This is a genomic window from Legionella bozemanae (genome assembly GCF_900450575.1).
Lineage (GTDB): Bacteria > Pseudomonadota > Gammaproteobacteria > Legionellales > Legionellaceae > Legionella > Legionella bozemanae.
In genome coordinates, this window is record NZ_UGGY01000001.1 from 529,098 (window position 1) to 547,607 (window position 18,510).

Sequence of the window (18,510 nt, forward strand, 5' to 3'; positions counted from 1 at the left end):
TTATTTATTGTTGTTTTTGGTTAAAAACTAACTCATTATTGAAGTGTAGCATAGGATGTTTTGTGATTTAGTGTCGATTTAAATAATTAATCTAAAGTTCTAATAACAAGAGTGGGTTAAAAGATTTTACAGGACCTAGGACGTTTACAATAAAACTGGCTCCCGTGGATAAGCGTGGGAGGTAGTAATTCATTGAAAATGACTCAATAACTCAAGATTTCTTATCAGAAAACAGAAGGGTTATTGTTCGTAGGATTTTCATTTTCAGGTGGTAGTTCTTGCGTCTTTAAGCGAACAAACCTTCGCCATGCTTTTTGTAGGGTCAGTGCCGCATCATGATGTTCGGCATGATATCCGTCTTTGAAAAAATAATGACTTCGAATATAGTTCGCGGTACTTGGCGTAACCAAGCCAGCTATTTGAGGTTCTTCATCGTTGGGCATATTACATACTTTGGACCGTACCAAAGTTGAAGAAACAGTTAAAAACTCATTTCCCAGCTCCAGTATCCTAATATTGTTCAATTGGTGCTCTGCTATGGCCTTGGTTAATTGATCTGCTTCATTTTCGCCTCTGGGAGCAACAATAACTTCTTCATAGTTTTTACAATATTTTGCTGAGGTGATAAATGAATCTTGACCAACGATAGGTACAATACAGGCGTTTCCATTCATCTTCTCAATTAATTGACTGTCTACTTTATAATTATCTGTTTGAACAATGATTTCGATTGGGGTCTGCTTCATCAAAGCAATGGGTTGTTGTTTATCACTATCCCAAAACATTTTTCGAATCATGGCCGCTCTATTTTTGCCTGGAGTATGGTAGTGCTTAGGGCCAGTATTATCATTAATTACAATGACTAATTTATCGAGGTTGCCTTGAGTTATTGCGTTTTTCATGATGTTGAAATGTGCCACGGTTGGTGGATCAAACGTTCCCCAATAAAGTCCAATCTTACTTCTTGCCATGATACTCCCGGATAAAAAGGAAGAATTATATAAATTGAACATTAAGGAATTATTAATGTTTGATGCTTCGAAGCATAGGTCAGAGTAACTGCATGAATATAAAACAGCTTTTTTGCCTTTTGCTTTGTGCGCGGGATCCACCTCTTTGGTGGTCATCATGGATTCCGCGCACAATGCGCGGAATGTAGGTATTTTGATTCGACGTGATCCATTACTTGATGAGCATCAGCCATTTTGAGGATGGATCAATCTTTTGATTATTATTAGGGTTTCCAGCGGTATAATGTTTGCTCATTAAGGTGCTGGTGGCACTATCAAATTTATTATTATTAATATGCTTATTAAGGCAACTACCGACACTAGAGGCAGTTCCTGAACAGAACGCTTGATTAAAATCATAATATTGATTGAGCTGACTCTTAGCAGCAGTATCACCGATGAAATTGTAAGTAATGTAGTCTTTCAATTTCCATGGAGCCTGTTCATTGGGTCTTGATAAATTTAATGTTTTAAAAGAAGAAGCATTGCCATGATCTGAGCCAATGGAAGCAGAATAAACAATTGGAATGACATAACCGTTACTTGCAACTTTAATTGCATGGATTTCATCAAAATGAGTATGGGCTGCGAGCATGCCAATTACAACTTCTGGATAAGCTTTTATAATGTTTTTGAATGAGTTTTTATAAGTTGTTTCCCAACTTTGTGGAGGAACATGCATGGCTAAAAGAACGCTCTCATGATTTGCTTTACTTGTTTTGAACTCTTTTTCTAACCATTGCAATTCATCCATAGCTCCGTCGCGAGAAGGAGAAAATCCTGGCCTTGATACAAATACAACACTGTTTAGTGAAATAAGCTTGAGGTGATCGCCTAAATAAGCAGAGTAATAACCGTATTTAGTATTTTCATTGTCAATACACGTTTCACCATTAAAAGGACATTGAAGTCCTGTTGAAAGAAATCCATCATCATTTCCTGTTATTGCTTTTAACAAATCAGAAACAGATTCACTGTTGTAGGTAAAGGGTCCATAGTCTCTTTGCAAGGAATCATTATTACCAAAAACGTAATACCAGGGGGCTGGGTTTACTTTTTCATTCAGTTGCTCAAAAACTAAATTAATATTGTCGTGGGTTGTTTTACGGCTGTATGCATTATGGGCGGGTAAGTCGCCGAGCAATATAACTGCATGATCCGTTTCTTGATGTAAATCAATTTGCTCACCAATTTTAGCGATTAAGGTTGTGAAACTTTTTTGATCTAATTCTTCAGAGGTGCCTGGACGAGGGTTTATATGAGTCGCTTGACGCTTGGTAATATCCACATGGGGGTCTGAAATTAAAAAAATATTCATTTGATTTTGATCTGCTGCCAGGGCGGCAAAATTAACCAGATAGAGTGGAATCACGGTTAAAACGGTTATCAATTTTTTGAAACTTAACATGTTCATCTCCTCCTCTGCCTCAGTGACAGAGTAATTTGCTGTTTAGAGTAACGGCTTTAAGAAGCTTTTATTCAACTTACAATGATACGCTTCGTGTTTTTAAGAGAAGTTAAATTTTGTACGTAAATTACGCAATTAGATTGTTTTTTTAATGATTTTTATTCGTTTATCGGGAGTAGTCATCCTAGGCTGCTCTTGCTCAACTCGCTCTATTCGAGTACATTGAAGTGTTTTGCAATTAATAATGTATCGCGGTAAGTTCCCGGTTTCAAGGTAGTTATTAGTAATATAAAGAGTAAATTTTACTTATCGATTGATTCATTCATCGCAAATAATCTCGGAGGAATAAAAGCAATGGAAGGTGTATTCATTTGTTTAATACTTCTTTTTCTTATGGTGATCTCTGGAGTAATTACACGTTTTGTTTCTTTCCTGCCGACTCCCTTAATCCAAATTACCCTAGGGGCAATTATAGCAGTATTATTTCCCACCTTTGATGTAGGATTTAATCCTGAAGTTTTTATGTTGTTGTTTATTCCTCCTTTATTATTTAATGACAGTTGGCATTTTCCTAAACGTGAGTTTTTACTCTATACCCGACCAATTATTATGTTATCCATTGGATTAGTATTTTTTACTGTGGCGGGAATTGGTTATTTAGTTCATTGGTTAATTCCTCTTATTCCCTTACCTGCTGCTTTTGCATTAGCTGCAGCTCTTTCCCCAACAGATGCTGTATCACTCCGATCAATGACTGCAGGAACTCGAATACCTGAACGAATTATGCATATCTTACAAGGAGAAGCACTTTTAAACGATGCTTCAGGTCTGGTTTCGTTTAAATTAGCTGTTGCTGCTATGTTGACTGGCGTGTTTTCACTCAAAGAAGCAGTAGGAAGTTTGTTATTTATTAGTGTGGGAGGAATTGCTGTTGGTGTTATTCTTACCTATATCTTTATTTCACTTTTAGGAAAGTTAAGCAAGCATAGCGCTCACGAAACCACTACTGAAAATTTATTATTGCTGCTTTTACCTTTTACTGTATATCTTGCTGCAGAAAAATTAGGTTTTTCAGGAGTACTGGCTGCTGTTGCTGCAGGCTTCACTATTGACAGAGCTGGATTTTTAGACCGAACAATGGCCAAAATGCGTATTGAAGGTCATTTTGTTTGGGGGGTCCTTGATCTTACTTTAAATGGAATTATTTTTATTCTCTTAGGATTATATTTGCCTCATTCCATTAAATTCTTTGCAACAACAGGCTATAGTTTATCCGAGTATGCACTGATTGTTGTTTTTATTACGGTAACCTTAATTTTACTTCGTACAGCATGGATTTATTTAACTTTGCCTTTTGAAGCATTAATTTCCAGACGAAATCGTAGCTCTTGGCGTTTCCCTAATATAAAAATAATCAGTACTTTTTCACTCGGGGGAGTGCGCGGAGCAATTGCTTTAGCTGCGATTTTATCGTTACCTCATATGATCAATGGAGAGCCTTTTCCAGCACGAAAGCTTTTAATTATTCTTGTCATTGGTGTTGTGCTTTGTTCGCTATTAATTAGTAGCCTACTTTTGCCTTTGATTACACCGGGTTTGAAAAACTTAATACATCGACATGCTCAAGAGGAAGAAAATGAAGCAGTGCTTGCATTATCCAAGGCGGCAGTTGAAGCAATTAAAACAAAAATGAAGAGTTTATGTGACGAGGTAAATGAGCGGGATCGGGCTTTGTGTATCGAAGTTGCAGATAAATTAATGACTACCTTTAATCAATTTATTGTCTCCAATCAGGGTACTGAAAGTGAAAAAATGGAGGGTCTATTAGCCTTAACCTTCGAACGACAATTACGATATGCTGCTTTAGAAGGAGCCCATCAGGAATTGCGCACATTGAGGAAAGAAAGAAAAATCAATAATACAACAATGATGAAAATTATTTCTAGATTGGATTTGCGGCAAATTGCTTTATATTCGGAACATCAAACAATTTCTAGTTTAGGAAAAACAATACAGGGCGCAAAAAATATTTTTGGTGCAAGCTGAATAAGCGAGCAGAGTGCTAATCTCCCAATGCTTTTTGTAGTTTCTGCTACACTGTATTTATATAAGAGTATAAGAATAGCAAATGTAGTCTGTATTAATTGAGCGTCAGATCTTTTTCAGATTGTGTTCGTCAAGTCAATATTTGTATCTATATTTTGCAGACATACTTTTAAGTCAGTTTCATTTGAGGTGTAGGGGATTGTATGGCTAAGAAATTAAAAACAATAGTTAAAACAGGTACCACCCCAATCACTAAAGAACAAAATCTTCACTCAGATCATCATCCCCAATTATTCGGTAAAACATTAATCTGGAACATAGATAAAGATAATGTCAATGATGATTTAGAAATGAAAGCCTTTGCCATCGCTCAAAAAATTAACAAAGGAGATGTTACGAGTGGCATGTTGCAGGAAGTTCCTCATGATTCCCAAGATAAATTAATCACCAATATCGAGAAGTATTTAAATCCCAAGCAAAAATTGAGCATGAGGTATAATCAAAATGGTACTCATCCTTTTGGTAATCTTACGTTCAGTTGCAACCCAACTACACCTACCCCCAGTCAAACATTAGAAAAAGACGTCAAAAAGTTACAACAAAAATATGAAAATTCAGGCGCAACACAGGGGCAAGTTTTAATCACATTGGTTGAGGATGAGAAGGGCAAAAAAAGGCTTTTGGTCAATGTGCATGCAGAAAGTCCTCCAAAATCCGGAGCTCCTCATCCTCCAAGAACTCCTCGAGTCGATCTCAATCAAGTCATGAAAGATATGGAGCAATTCAGAAAAAATCATAGCGATATCGATGTGGTTGTGGGCGGTGATATGAATAAAGGACCTAAGGGTTTGCCTAAGGAGATGCCCAACTATCGAGCAAATCCCAATTTTAGATACCAACACAGTGAAGCGAATACCGCCTTTAAACAAGACGGAACAGGTATCGCCGTAGACGCTGTTTTTTCAACGGAAAAAGGAATTGATTTAAAAACTCAAAAGAAAATGAATTCTTTTAATGAAAATTTTCGAAAAGCTTTTAAGAAAAGCAAAGATGAAAAAGAACAATTAGCACAACAAGAAAAAATGAAACCAGTAGTTGATTTACAAAAAAATCTTAAAAGCAGTCCTGCTTTTACTACTGCAACAGTGCATACGGGTCATTATCAGCAAAAAATTAAGCAAGATACCCAACAGGATTTTCCTGTAAAGTTAGTTTTCCAAGATGCACGACAAGCGCGGCAATTTACCAATCATGTTTCGCTAAGGGATAAGAAAAATTTATTTCAAAATGAAAATGAAGTTTATCTAACTCAGGGGGCAGTTGCTAAGATATTAACCCTTGATATTAATCAACCCAAACTTGTATTTACTCATGTAATGCAGGGGCATCAAGATGAAAAACCTTCTAAACAAAAAACAGAAGAATTACAACAAAAATGTATGGAACAAATAAAAGCAGTTAAAGGAGTGCAAATTTCTGCTGTACCTACTGTTAAATATGAAAATACTAAAATACGTCAAGACACTCGTGGAGAAATAGACTATTCCATACAACTGACCTTTGCGAGCAAGGAGGAAGCTCGTGCGTTTAGTGATGCAATGGGTTATAAAAATAAAACTTTATTATTTCAAGATGGTAATAAAGTGTATATCGCAAAAGATGCTGAAGCGGATTTTCTTAAAAAGATGTGTAAACCGGAAAATAGCGCAAGTTTCAAAACACATTTAGCAACGCTCAAATCATCATCACCATTATCACAACCTAAGGAATTACTAGAAGATGTTGAGATGAGTGCACCTAAAAGTGCTCAGGGCCCTCTATCTTAATGGTTTTCTTTTTGCTGGGAGTGATCATTTAATACCTAATACTTTGAGAGAAAGCGTGTAGCTTTCGGGCTAAGCTACTCCCCGTTTTTTTAGACAACACTTCCATCGTGCCACTGCTCAGAATATAATTTTTACTTGCCTCCGAAACAAGCTGCAAGCGTTACTGCATTACTTTCAGGAAGCCAATGACCGTAATGTTCTCCATGCCAACGACGGGTTTTCTCAAGCTTAGCTTGCACCATTTGCGGTGTAAGGCCTTCACGACTAATCCACTGAGCACAACGTTTTTTAATTTGTCTACGAATTTGACTTCGGTTAAAAGAATATCGGCAAGGATTATACGCTTCATTTAAATTATCTGAGATATAAGGCTTGAGTAGATTTTCCTTGGTAACGTGCTTGGAAAACTCCCATTGATTTCCATTTAAAACCAGGATGGGAGGAAGCGTACGATCGCCAATTTTTACGCTATGGCCAAGATTCATATAAAATTTCCATCCCGCATAATTTCCCGATAAATCACCATTGGAATAAACGCCATTAGCTAATGTACCCAAATAAGTTTGTTCAAGGATTTGACCATATAAAACAATCGCAGCATGGGCTTGTTCCGCAGGTTTTCCATGATCCAGATAATACATATAAATTTTGTAGTAGGTATGGCCCATCATGAAAAAATGGCCTAGCTTATCTGTACCAAAGTAATGGCCGTACATATTGATTGTGGGGGCAAGTCCAATTAAAAATAAGGGGGATTGTGAAAAAACGAGCCAATAAACCGTTTTCCAAGGTAAGACTTCTTTATAGAGTAGAGGTTTGGATTCTTTGGGTAAACGACGTAACCAGCGTGGAAAACCTGGGCCAGTATATTTATATACCAAATCAACGAGGTAGCTATCATTACGACGTGATGCCAATTGGGATGCTGCGTGTCGGCTATGTTGAGCTCTTGGCAGAAGCATTTGAATTTCTGAATTGGTTTGAGCAATCACTTTTTCGAGCACTTCATAAAGTCTGTAGCTTGCTACTGGACCGATGTCTTGCAGTTCGCCAGGAGGAAGGGTGAATTGATCCGTTTCTTCTGCCTGAATTTCTTGTATCCTCAAAAAACTAACCAATACAATTAAAAAGAAAATCCTTGTAAAAACCATAATTCTTCCCTTTCCTAAATCGTTATGACATTAGAATACAAAAGCTTTTCCACTGTCTAGAAAAATTGCTTATGAAATGTATTTTTCAATGAATTGAGAATAAATAGGGGACTTAACTTTAAGTTAAGGTTAAAGGTTTATTATCTAGTTATTAAGAAGCAGAGAATTTTCAGTATCTTGAATGCTATCGAGGTTTCCCATGTCAAAAAAGCAGAAAGTAAATACTGGTCAACATTTAATTATACCAAATCTCAATAAATACCTTAAATATCATAATTTACCGATCAAATTAGATGAAGAGGGAATTTGTCATGCCTTATCCACTTTATACATTCAATATGTGTTAGAAGGAAAAGAACAGGAATTTGTGGAGATCTTATCGTTTATTGCACAAAAAATTCCTCCGACAACTGAGCTCAATGTGAAATTATTTAGTTTAGTGGAAAAAATAATTGCATTGCAAGTAAGCGATGATCTCAGCACCCGCAATAGATTCAGTCAAAGTAACTCAATTGAGCAGTTAGAAGTAAAGGGCAAAGATCTGCGATCGATTTTCCAAATAGGACTTAAAACAAGTCGCGAAAATTGGGCTGAAATAATAAAGCAAATTGATCTAAAACCAAATGAGGCGATGCGTGTTTGCTCTTTAGATCATGCTATTGCCATTGTGCGCGATGGCAATGGATATAAAGTATATGACCCTAATAATTCAATAGTGAGCAAGAGATTTGATGACGTAACCAAGATGACAAAGTGGTTATCGGGTACAGCATATAATTTTTCAATACTTCCCTTTGCGTGGCGTACGACGCTTGATATGCATATTGATGTGATAAGTACTGAGCTTCCAAGTGATAGAACATTTCCAGATAAGAAAGCACTTCTTGATAAGTATTTAACACCAGTACAAAAAAAATTAAACCCTAAGGTTGGTGGTGGTTTATACTTTGCTATGAAATATGATGATGCTGAGGCCGCTGAATATATTTTCAATGATAGCAAGACGCAATTATCTGAAGACGAACTTTCAAATGCTGGAATAGTGGCAATTAATAGTGATTCAGCAAAAGCCCTTGAGAAACTCATACATAAATTACAAAAAGAGAATAAAAATGAGTTACTAGGGCCTTTTTTCATGCTTGCGTGTCAAAACGGAAGTTATAGATGCTTTGCAATGTTATTGCAAGGACAGGAGATAAGAGATCTGTATGAAGAAATTATTTCTGATGCCCATGAAATGATATTAAAAAAAGTTTTTGCAGGCCTGAATGATCATTTAATTGGTAGAGTAATGGATGACGTTCTAAAGAAACATAATGCGAATGTTTTTACTCCGAGACTCTTAACTGATTTGATTGATATTTCTATTAAGGAACGAAATTATCAAGGCGTCAAACTTATTGCGGAAAAAATTAATGATTTGGCCAAAAAAATTGATGATCCAGAACTGCGATTAAAATTTTTGAAGAAAGCAATAAAGCAAAATGATCCTTTAATGGTTAGAGTATTAATCGAAAAGCTTAAAATAACAAAAGATGAATTAAATTGTATGGATATAAGCATTACCATGATAAATAAGCAAAACATTGAAATATTCACCACATTGAAAAAGAAGGGGTATGAGTTTTCACCTCAAGCAGTTGATTTAATTGAAAGAAAACAAAAAAATAGCGTTGGTTTTTTAAAGAGTTTGGGGATAGCATTGATTAGTTTTTCAGAGTTTCTTCTGCAGCAAAGTAAGATAAAAGTAGATAATAATAAACTCAGGCTCTTTTTTGATTTCAAGAAGAAATTTGTTGACATAAAACTGAATGACACATTAACACAAGGCCCGCAAGATGATCCGACGATTAAATCTTTTTCTGGTAATTAAACAAATTGTGGTGGGTTCGGAGCATAAAAATCAAGAAAGGCGCTAATCTTGGGTAGCTCCGATCCATGAGGTTGATAAAAAGTAAAAACTTCATATCGTTTAAATTCGATTTCTGGGAGAACTTGTATGAGCGTTTTTTCCTTAAGCGCATTTTCAACCAGTCGATCACCTGTTAAAAAAAGACCTATTCCGTTTTTACATGCCTGGTTTAGCGCATTAAAGTCATCCATAAAAAGTATTGGCTTTGGACAGGGTAAGTACGTTCCATTTTCTAATGGAAGCTCTGTAGCAGGTTTCCTTAGACTATGTGAAATAAAAGGAAATGACATAAGATCAGCAGCCTGAGCAGGCATGCCATATTGTGTAATTAAACTTGGAGCTGCACAAAGAATATTGGTAATAGGCCGCATCCTTCTATATTTTAAGTGATCAGTAAAAGGTGGAATCTCAGGAAAGCCAACCATCACATCGATGTCTTTTCGTGCCAAATCATTATCTTGCTCCGAGAATAAAAATTCACACTCAATTAAAGGATATTGTTTAATAAAATCAGAAAGTCTATCTAAAATTAACTCGCTTGCAAGAATGCTCGAAACCAAAATAGTAATTTGGCCTTGAGGAACTGTGTGTCGTGATTCAATAAATTGTTCGATGAATTGGGTTTCTTGGAGTAATCTCTGACATTTTTCCAGGAGCATGATACCAAATAAAGTCAGCTGTACCTTGCGCGTGTCTCGAATAAAGAGTTTTTCACCCAATTGATATTCCAGATTTTTAATTTGCTTACTCACAGCCGTTGCCGTGATACTCAACTTCTCTGCGGCACGATTGTAATTGAGATGTTCTGCAACTTTTATGAAACATCTTATTTGGGAAAGATTAAACATAATAAAGTATTGGTCATTAAATATATTTATAATTATAAACTAAAAGTTCATAATGGCAGAAATAATATTGATTAATATTGGAACAATTAAACTGTAGAATATAAATAAATCAAAGCAATTAGGGGCTTATTATGAAATATCAATATCATCATGTTGGAATACCGGTAACTGCCCCCCGTCCTGGCGAGCGTTATAGTTCTGTTATGGACATGTATACCTCGGGAGGAGACTTGCCTGGTCGAATTCAATATCATCGATTTGGCCCAAATTGTCCTTTGCATCAGCTGATTCAAACGCAACCACATATAGCCTATAAGGTAGATAGTATTGATGAAGCAATAAAGGGAAAACATGTGCTTCTGGAACCCTATTTTCCATTAAAAAATTTTAGAGTGGCTATGATAGAGGAGCATGGAGCCATAATTGAGTTCATTGAAACAAGTTTATCTGAAGACGAAATATGGGATGATGCAAAGCACCAGGATTCAATGTTATATCCTAAAGAATAAGCGTAGTCTGGCTGCAAGCAAAAGCAACTTGGTTGCCTTGAAATCAAATTATATCAGTAATTTTAAAAACTGATGAATGTTTACACTGAATACCTAATGATTTAAAGTTCATCATTTTGATTCATGTTGAGATTGTTTATGTTTGGTAAATTATTAGAAAGCTCAATAGGGTTAAGTATACGGTATTACTCAACCCAAGCTTATGAAACTGCGGTAGGTATTTTCCATCAAGTTGAACGATTTGGATTTGGTTACACTAGAGAATTTGTCCAAGATCCTAAAGTGATCCTCCAAAAATTAATCTCTAAAGCTCGAAGCAGTGAGGAGGGGTATAGCGTAATTAGCTTGGGATATTTGGGCGGAAACTATGCAGTAATCACGCCACGATCTCAATCTCAGCTCGTTGAATTAATAAATCAATTTGACAAAGAACAATCGAGTCGCAAGGGACATGCCTCATTTAAATTTTTTTCTGGGAATGATTTTTTTATTATTTCAGATATTGGACATGATGCAGTGCTATCAAGAAAAAATCTTTCTCGTTTTCTTACACCATCACGACTTGCTTACCCTACGATCACAGAAATTGAAAAAACTGTAGCTGCTGATACAGACATTTCAACCAGGCATATAGTTTGTGGTATCGTGCGGGCTGTTATGGTAGAAAATATGCTGGGCATCAAGCAATTACCGGCTGATACTTATGATGTAATGGAGTCTTATCGAAATGATGTAAAGCGGTGGGGCGCATTCCCTTTTCCTGAATTGCTTCATTTTATGCCGAGTTTAAGAAAAAAACGGGATGCTTACCGTGCTTTTTCAAGAAGTATTTTAGAGCAAGAATTCGAAAAAGTTGTTGAAGTACTTCATCAAGATGATCATCCAGGAAACGCTAATTTAATTGCTGCTTCTATAGTTAGTTTATTTAAAGAGGAAAATCCAACACTTAAAGAGGATGAGCTGTCATTTGCCTTAAAATCTTTGTCTACTGAGGAGATTAGAAGATATTTTGAAAATCCAATAGTCCAATCGTTGCCAATGATCCTAAAAGCTGCAGATAACCTCACTGATGCAATTGTACTATGTCTCGAACAAATTGCAGCAGACCCCAAAAAACTTGAAATGCTTCGATATGAAATTGAAGGATCTCATCTAGTGTTGGATGATAAGTTAGATATTAGCGCTCTTAAGTCATTGCCTGTATTGAATGCTTTTTATAAAGAGTCAGTTCGGTTTGATGCTCCCGTGGCGGTACCCAGATATACCCAAAATGGATATTCATCTGATTCAATGACCATACCTCCTAATACGATGATAATATTTGATTTACATGCTTTAGCTAAAGGAGAGCAGTACTGGACTAATCCAAATGAATTTGAACCAACACGCTTTTTGCAAGTTGAGCCACAACATGTTGATGAAGAGGGAGCGATGAGCGTTAAAAATAACCATCCTACGATAGGCCAATTCCCATTTGTACCTTTTTCTGTAGGTATGCGTAATTGTCCAGCAGTCGCCGTGACTGAGGTTCTTTTTAAAGTGGCTATTGCTAAATTTGTTTCAGACTACCAGCTTCAATTTGTTAAAAAAGACGCTGATGATTCAACCTTGCATATTAGCTCCAAAGATAAATCTTTTGAATTCATATACTAGAAGCTTGAACGAGTAAGTTTAGGGATGAGCCAAGATCCAACCTAAACTTGCTGAACTGATATTAGAGATTTATTGCTATGTGACTCAAGCCATTCATCGAGTGTGCGTAACTCATTGAGATGTTTTTGTGCCGACTCTGTGAGCGTGCTGTATTTTTGAGTGCCTTCAGGAGATAACTGGCGTAAATCTCCCAGAGTAAGATATAAAGGGCTATGTACTTCAGTAATCGTACAATAAACTATTGATTCAGATGTGTTAGGCTTTTTTACGGTTAATTGATAGATGTGAATAGCAGCTGATTCTTCAGTTGTTTTCATCTTATTTTTTGCAATCTCAGGTAATTCAGTAATGCCAAAATATACATCTTCTTTAGTTAAATCAAATCCATCATCTTTAATCGTTTGACCAATAGTACTTCCGCTGTAAATTTTATTATGAGTATCTTTCAGCCAGGGTGAGGCTGGTAAAGAGAAATGAACAACTGCAAAAGTTCGCATGACACCATTTGAATTTAAATTGGATATACGAACATTGTTTTCTTGTAAAATGAGTTCTACTCCATAGTTGTCAAATATGAGTTTAATTCGTTGACTGTTTAGTAAACCCTGCATCTTCTCAAGTTCATCGAGTTTTCTACAAGGCATTTGTTGATTTACCTTACCTGGTTGAAAAAACCTATCAATTTTGGTCGCTGAGGTAGTTGTTTTCGCATACATCTTAAAATCCGTGGGATTAAATAGCTATGAGATTGGATGTTGTAACTCTTTGAGGTAGTGCATGTCAATAAATGGAAGGCCAAGAGGTTGCCTTCCTAGAAAGGGTATAATCAAATAAGCATAGCAATTAAATTTTCTACACATCGCTGCGAAATCAGCCCAGGCCTATTCTGCTGTCGTATTCGCACAGCTTGTTCGTGGGTTCCAGAAGAGCTGTCCCTAAAACACTGGGCCTCGCGAACAAATCCTGAGCAATCCACGCGAAATTTGAATGTGACTTTATATTTTTAAATGAACGATACTCAACGTTCTACGTACTGCGCTTTATGCGCGTTACGTAGGGGGTAAATTTCGCGTGGATCTCTCAGGAACAAGTCGCGGGGTATAGACAGAGATGTGTCAAGAGCTGCATTTGCAGCTCGGAACTATTTGGCACATTTCAGGAAAATCCTGGTGGCAAGCCGCCTATCATAATAGCGAGTATTGTGCAGATCATGTATAATTTATACTGTGAGGACGACCTCACCCATTATGGTTGCATGCGGGACGGCCCGATTTTTGAAAGGAGGGCTGTATGGCATGGGTTCTCTTAGTTTTCGCTGGTCTATTTGAAGTGGTCTGGGCTTTTTCCATGAAGCAGTCTCTTGGTTTTACTAGGATTTTACCTAGCATCATCACTATTGTAACGATGATTGCGAGTTTTGTTCTCTTATCCATATCAATGAAAACTCTTTCATTGGGAACAGCATACACGATTTGGACTGGTATCGGGGCCGTTGGTGCTTTCCTGGTTGGTCTCATCTTTTTGGGTGAACCGGTAAATACCATGCGCATTGTTGCGGCAGTACTGATTGTATCAGGTCTTTTGCTGATGAAGCTGTCTTCATAGATAGAGGCTCGTATCATCCTAAAAACCAATTAACAGAAAATCTGTTAATTGGTTGGAGAATGCAGTAGTAAATCAAGCATACATCGTGTGTCGGATTTCTTCGAATCGAGCTTGATCTTGTTCTTGCATTTTTTCAGCGGCTTGCAACTCTTCTTGCTCTTGTTCTTGCTGGGTTTTTAGTTTCATGAGTTCAATCATATTTTGAGTCTTTAATTCTTGCAAAATAGCAGCTAATAAGATGTCAGTAGTAGTTTGTAAACTGATTTCTTGAGGTTGTGGCGTTTTTTGTGCTCCTTGCATTTCTGATGAGGGAGTAATTTGTTTTTGATTAAAAAAACGTTGTGATCTCGGATTAGAATCGGGTTGTATTGATTTATTATTTCCATTTTTTAGACGAGCATTTTCTTTTTTACCCATGATGATCTCCTTTTCCTTATGAGTCCCCTTCAGATTAATATAAATATTGCCTTAAATGCAAATGTTTTTTTCAATATTAATAAATTTTGTTTTCTTGCAGTCAATATTGCTCACATTGATGTTATAAGTCCTATTTGTTTTAATTTTAATAATAAATCTCCAGGAACATTGAACTGAAAATAATGCGTAAAGTTAATAAGCTGAATAGTAATGTTCCTATTTGTCCGAAATATAATAGAAACTTGCAACATTAAATGAAAAATTAAATGTCTGAATCGATTAAATTTGTTGTCACCGGAGAAAGTGCCGGGATAGTCGAAGTGATTATTGATAATACGTCATCAGAACTCACTGTAACATTCATTTATAAGCCAAATCCAGAAATCCCTATCCCCAAAGAAATGTTATTGGGTTATCGTGATTCATCCGGGAAAGGTCATATGATTTCCATGACAGAGGATAATGGTCAATGGATCGCAAAAAGGTCTATCGAGCCAAATGAAAGTAGCGATTTTTTCATGCATCCTGATGTGAAACCGGGAGAATTGACTCAAAAACCTAATATTATCAACAAAATTGCCTTATCTGATGGAAAAATTGTCACATCTGTGTATGAAAATTCTGAATTAGCCAAGAAAAATAAAGGAAGCATACAAAAACGTGTGCTTCATGCAGAAGGTATTTTAAGTGAACCAGTGGATGAGCATTATCAATTAGGCTTTGGGGAGCAGTTGGTTGAAGTTTATTTGCCGGCGGGTTATAGGGCTTCCGACCCTAAAGAGTATGCTATTCAAGTAATGCTGGATGGTGATATGCACTTACGCCAGGATGCTTTTGGAAATGCCATGGGCACAAAGGACATTTTAGATAATTTAATTGCTGAAGGTAAAATGGAGCCCGTCATTGCCGTATTTGTATCGCCTACACAACCTACCATGGAAATGGGAAAATGGGTATCAATGCCTCGACTTAAAGAATATGGTTGTGATCTGCAAACGGATGCGATGCTTATTAAAATTCCAGGCGCGCTAAAACAAGCAGGTATTCCTGTCACAGATGATCCCCAAAAAATAGGTTTATGTGGCCAAAGTATGGGGGGGTTGCAAGCACTGTATACTGCTAAAATGCATCCTGATATTTATGGACAAGTGATTGCTCAATCGCCTGCTGTTTGGTGGGGCCCCTCTTCTCTGCGATTAAGTGGTGAAGAGGTGACTGTTCCTGTGCGATATGAGGATGATCAAACTTGGCGTGCTCCTTTGGCAAATAAGCAAGAACAGCGCTATTTGTTGCATATGCTACAGACTGGTTATGATGTACTTTCCAAGCGTGAAGTACCGAAAGGAAATCCCTATATTTATCTCCAGGCGGGAACCCATGAAACAGGAGACTGTGGTCTAGGTGATGAACCTTTAACCCAGGCAGCCATGTTATTAGCTCAAGAGTTACATGTTGAATGCAGGCTACACGATGGGGGACATACTGCAGAATCCTGGGCGACTGGACTTGCCGTACAGCTGCCTCAGGCACATCCTAAACTGGCTGCTTTTAAGGAGGAGCAGTTGAACTCCATACCAAAGACTGAATCGGGCGCAATTGATTTAACTAAAGCCGAGCGTATTGCTGAAGGAGGGACTCATGTGCTTTATCGATTTCCAGAAGCCCCCTTTGTTATTAAAGTAATGAAACAAAATCCCAACCCTAAAGAGCTTGAAGAGTTAGAAAAAAAATATGCTGTTTTATACGAATGCTTTGACAAAGATGGAAAACAGCGATGCATTCGCGAGCATCATATTACTCTTCCTGTACAGCTTCCGAGAAAAGAACCTCAAAATGCAGCATTGTCAATCGTTCCATATGAAAAATGTTTCAAATCTAAAGTAAAATTTGATTTTAAAATAGAACCTGCCGAACTGGATCCTTACTTAATGGAGCACAATAAAGAGTTGTTTGGTAAGGTACATAAAGCGCTTATACATAAAAATGGCTCTGAATCCAGTTTTGATCTTAATGATTATCTGTTCATTGATGAACGAATTGGTGCAATTTTGCAACGTTTAGATAGTGATCCTACGCTCAGAGACGTAATGATTGAGTTTCTGACTCATTATCGTGATTTTTATCAAAAGACAGGGATTATCATGGATGCCATGGGATTTGAAAACATTCTGTTTTTTAAAGATGAACATGGTGATTGGCAATTTAAAGTAGGAAGCGTGATCAAACACGATACAGGAAAATACACGAACGAATTGTTTGCTGCATTACATCACGGACGAAAAATCGATTTAGACAGTTTTGTCAACTTTACCCATGCTTATTTTTCACCGGCGAACATCAGGGCTGTTAACGTATGTGCCATGAAACTTGGCCTGGAGCCTGTTATTCATAATGTGATGATCGATGCACACGATTTATTTAAAATATCCCAGGCATTATCGATACCAGAACGGATGCTTGCTTATGTGCGGCATGGTGATTTTGAAAAAATGAAACAAATTCTCCAGGAGCATAAAAGCGAGCTACGTTTTAGTTATAGAGATTTTTGGGCATATTCTTTAATTGCTGATGAATACATCAAACATGCGCAGCCTCCTGAAGCCCTGCAAACGTTTCTCCATATTGTGAGTCAATTACCGGTAATTTTGCCTGAAAACAAGGAGGATGCACAACGAGTACAGGATGCAAAAAAAGCAATTATTGCTCGAAACAGGGTGCATGATAAAAAAATAGCGCTGCATGAAGAGCTCACAAAATCTGTGCCTGATTTTAAATTTAGGAATAGGATATCCATTTTACCTGGAGAAAAGGCTTATGACACAGAATCAGTGACCTACAATTATAAAAAACAACTGCAACAAACAAAATCTGAGAACCTTCCTGATACTCCCCTTTTTATTCTGGAGCAGTAACAGTAATAGGGTCTACTTATAAATAAGATGTAGTATAGGAGCGTAGACTTTTTAAAAATCGGTCAGCATTGCATTAATTTTTTAAAAATATCCAATATAATGTTTTTTTGAAAAAATTTAATGCTGGAGAGCTAGGGATGAGTAGTGCAAGTTGTACAAAGGTACAATCAAATGAGCAGGATCCAAAATTAAATTATAAACAAAAGATTAATGTTGATGTTGCTAGTGGGTTAATTGCAGGTATATCCAACTCAGGTCTTTTTAATCCATGGGATCGCGCCTCCAAATCGCAAACTGCCATCTGCATGTGAGGTATTCACTAAAGTATGGAATGAATCAAAAACACCACAACAAGCCTTCTTAAGTCGATTGAGTTTTTTTCAGCAACGATTCAGAATTGGACAGGGCACAGCACGAGTTGCAGTTGGAATGGCTGTTGGTCAAAAACTATTTGATTACACGCAAGCACACCTGAGTAATTTATTCTCAGAGACCTCAGAGAACAGTTTGAAAAAATAAGCAGTTAAGAAAGCGTGGCTTAGAGTTTGCCAGATAAATCAATGTTGTTTATCAAAGCATATTACTTAAAAAGATAAGGAGAGGTTTTAAATGAATCGATATACAGGCGAATGTTTATGTGGTGCATGCCGTTATGTGATTACTGGGCAAAAGCCTACAGCAATGTATTTATGTCATTGCAGTCGATGTAGAAAAGAAACTGGCTCGATTCACGGGGCAACTGTTTTTTTTGATGATGCGCAATTATCCTGGGAGAGAGGTGAAAAAAATATCAGCTATTTCAAACTGAAAGATACAAGAAAGGAGCGTATGTTTTGCACGACGTGTGGATGCCCGCTCCCTAGAAAGAATGAAAAGGGTAACGTGGTGTTACCAGCGGGGACCCTGGATAATGATGCCTCTCTAGAGCTAACTGCCCATATTTTCTATGCGAGTCGAGCATCCTGGGAAGATAAATTAGTGCACTTGCAACGATTTGATGAGTTGCCAAAATGAGACTAAATTGGTTTCAAAATTTTTTAAAATCAATGTGTTAAAATTAGGTGTGGTGACTTTTTAAAGCCCAAGAATGTTAGTGAGATAGGACTCGCTACATGATCTAATTTTTTTCGGTATTTACACATTTATTTATATTTTAACGCAACCAGGAAAAAGTATTTTTTGACCGTACGCCCTGTATAATATTCATAATGTT

The 18,510-nt window shown here is 36.9% G+C and carries 15 protein-coding genes; 9 read left to right on the top strand and 6 right to left on the bottom strand.

Going from position 1 to position 18,510, the window contains the following annotated elements:
• Positions 1 to 224 precede the first annotated feature (224 nt).
• Both DY223_RS02340 and DY223_RS02345 read right to left on the bottom strand, forming a co-directional pair.
• Entirely contained in the window at positions 225 to 971 is a 747-nt protein-coding gene (locus DY223_RS02340; RefSeq protein WP_160116262.1) for an adenylyltransferase/cytidyltransferase family protein, read from the bottom strand.
• A gap of 211 nt (positions 972 to 1,182) precedes the next feature.
• Positions 1,183 to 2,418 carry a metallophosphoesterase gene (locus DY223_RS02345; RefSeq protein WP_058457867.1) on the bottom strand — a complete coding sequence of 412 codons (1,236 nt, stop codon included), beginning with the start codon at positions 2,416 to 2,418 and terminating at the stop codon, positions 1,183 to 1,185.
• Between the two features lie 354 nt (positions 2,419 to 2,772).
• On the opposite strand from DY223_RS02345, the gene DY223_RS02350 reads away from it, so the two are divergent.
• Positions 2,773 to 4,464: a Na+/H+ antiporter gene (locus DY223_RS02350; RefSeq protein WP_058457868.1), complete on the top strand. Its 1,692-nt coding sequence runs from the start codon at positions 2,773 to 2,775 to the stop codon at positions 4,462 to 4,464.
• A 203-nt stretch (positions 4,465 to 4,667) separates the two neighbouring features.
• Positions 4,668 to 6,290, top strand: coding sequence for an exonuclease/endonuclease/phosphatase family protein (locus DY223_RS02355; RefSeq protein ID WP_058457869.1), 1,623 nt, complete (start codon positions 4,668 to 4,670; stop codon positions 6,288 to 6,290).
• Positions 6,291 to 6,421: 131 nt separating this feature from the next.
• Here DY223_RS02355 and DY223_RS02360 read toward each other — a convergent pair whose 3' ends face one another.
• Positions 6,422 to 7,441, bottom strand: a complete 1,020-nt coding sequence (locus tag DY223_RS02360; RefSeq protein ID WP_058457870.1) for a hypothetical protein — start codon at positions 7,439 to 7,441, stop codon at positions 6,422 to 6,424.
• 199 nt (positions 7,442 to 7,640) lie between these two features.
• Here DY223_RS02360 and DY223_RS19310 point away from each other — a divergent pair, with 199 nt between their 5' ends.
• Positions 7,641 to 9,314 carry a hypothetical protein gene (locus tag DY223_RS19310; protein ID WP_064115056.1) on the top strand — a complete coding sequence of 558 codons (1,674 nt, stop codon included), beginning with the start codon at positions 7,641 to 7,643 and terminating at the stop codon, positions 9,312 to 9,314.
• On the opposite strand, the gene DY223_RS02375 is transcribed toward DY223_RS19310, so the two are convergent.
• Positions 9,311 to 10,201 carry a LysR family transcriptional regulator gene (locus DY223_RS02375; protein ID WP_058457871.1) on the bottom strand — a complete coding sequence of 297 codons (891 nt, stop codon included), beginning with the start codon at positions 10,199 to 10,201 and terminating at the stop codon, positions 9,311 to 9,313. The genes DY223_RS19310 and DY223_RS02375 overlap by 4 nt on opposite strands.
• A 131-nt stretch (positions 10,202 to 10,332) precedes the next feature.
• Between DY223_RS02375 and DY223_RS02380 the strand changes: the two genes are divergently transcribed.
• Together DY223_RS02380 and DY223_RS02385 are read left to right on the top strand one after the other, a co-directional pair.
• On the top strand, positions 10,333 to 10,710 hold the full coding sequence (locus tag DY223_RS02380; RefSeq protein WP_058457872.1) for a hypothetical protein: 378 nt from the start codon (positions 10,333 to 10,335) through the stop codon (positions 10,708 to 10,710).
• A 138-nt stretch (positions 10,711 to 10,848) separates the two neighbouring features.
• On the top strand, positions 10,849 to 12,363 hold the full coding sequence (locus DY223_RS02385; RefSeq protein WP_058457873.1) for a cytochrome P450: 1,515 nt from the start codon (positions 10,849 to 10,851) through the stop codon (positions 12,361 to 12,363).
• A gap of 41 nt (positions 12,364 to 12,404) precedes the next feature.
• Here the strand turns inward: DY223_RS02385 and DY223_RS02390 are convergent, their stop codons facing one another.
• Positions 12,405 to 13,079: a hypothetical protein gene (locus tag DY223_RS02390; RefSeq protein WP_058457874.1), complete on the bottom strand. Its 675-nt coding sequence runs from the start codon at positions 13,077 to 13,079 to the stop codon at positions 12,405 to 12,407.
• 574 nt (positions 13,080 to 13,653) lie between these two features.
• Here DY223_RS02390 and DY223_RS02395 point away from each other — a divergent pair.
• Positions 13,654 to 13,968, top strand: coding sequence for a DMT family transporter (locus tag DY223_RS02395; RefSeq protein WP_058457875.1), 315 nt, complete (start codon positions 13,654 to 13,656; stop codon positions 13,966 to 13,968).
• A gap of 72 nt (positions 13,969 to 14,040) precedes the next feature.
• Here DY223_RS02395 and DY223_RS02400 read toward each other — a convergent pair whose 3' ends face one another.
• Positions 14,041 to 14,385 carry a hypothetical protein gene (locus DY223_RS02400; protein ID WP_058457876.1) on the bottom strand — a complete coding sequence of 115 codons (345 nt, stop codon included), beginning with the start codon at positions 14,383 to 14,385 and terminating at the stop codon, positions 14,041 to 14,043.
• A gap of 266 nt (positions 14,386 to 14,651) precedes the next feature.
• On the opposite strand from DY223_RS02400, the gene DY223_RS02405 reads away from it, so the two are divergent.
• The 3 genes from DY223_RS02405 (at position 14,652) to DY223_RS02410 (ending at position 18,311) form a co-directional block, all read left to right on the top strand.
• Positions 14,652 to 17,297 (top strand): alpha/beta hydrolase, encoded by a 2,646-nt coding sequence (locus DY223_RS02405; protein WP_058457877.1) that lies wholly within the window; start codon positions 14,652 to 14,654, stop codon positions 17,295 to 17,297.
• A gap of 234 nt (positions 17,298 to 17,531) precedes the next feature.
• Positions 17,532 to 17,816: a hypothetical protein gene (locus DY223_RS19000; RefSeq protein ID WP_131744458.1), complete on the top strand. Its 285-nt coding sequence runs from the start codon at positions 17,532 to 17,534 to the stop codon at positions 17,814 to 17,816.
• 90 nt (positions 17,817 to 17,906) lie between these two features.
• A complete protein-coding gene (locus tag DY223_RS02410) occupies positions 17,907 to 18,311 on the top strand; it encodes a GFA family protein (protein ID WP_058457878.1) in 405 nt (134 codons plus the stop codon).
• Positions 18,312 to 18,510 lie beyond the last annotated feature (199 nt).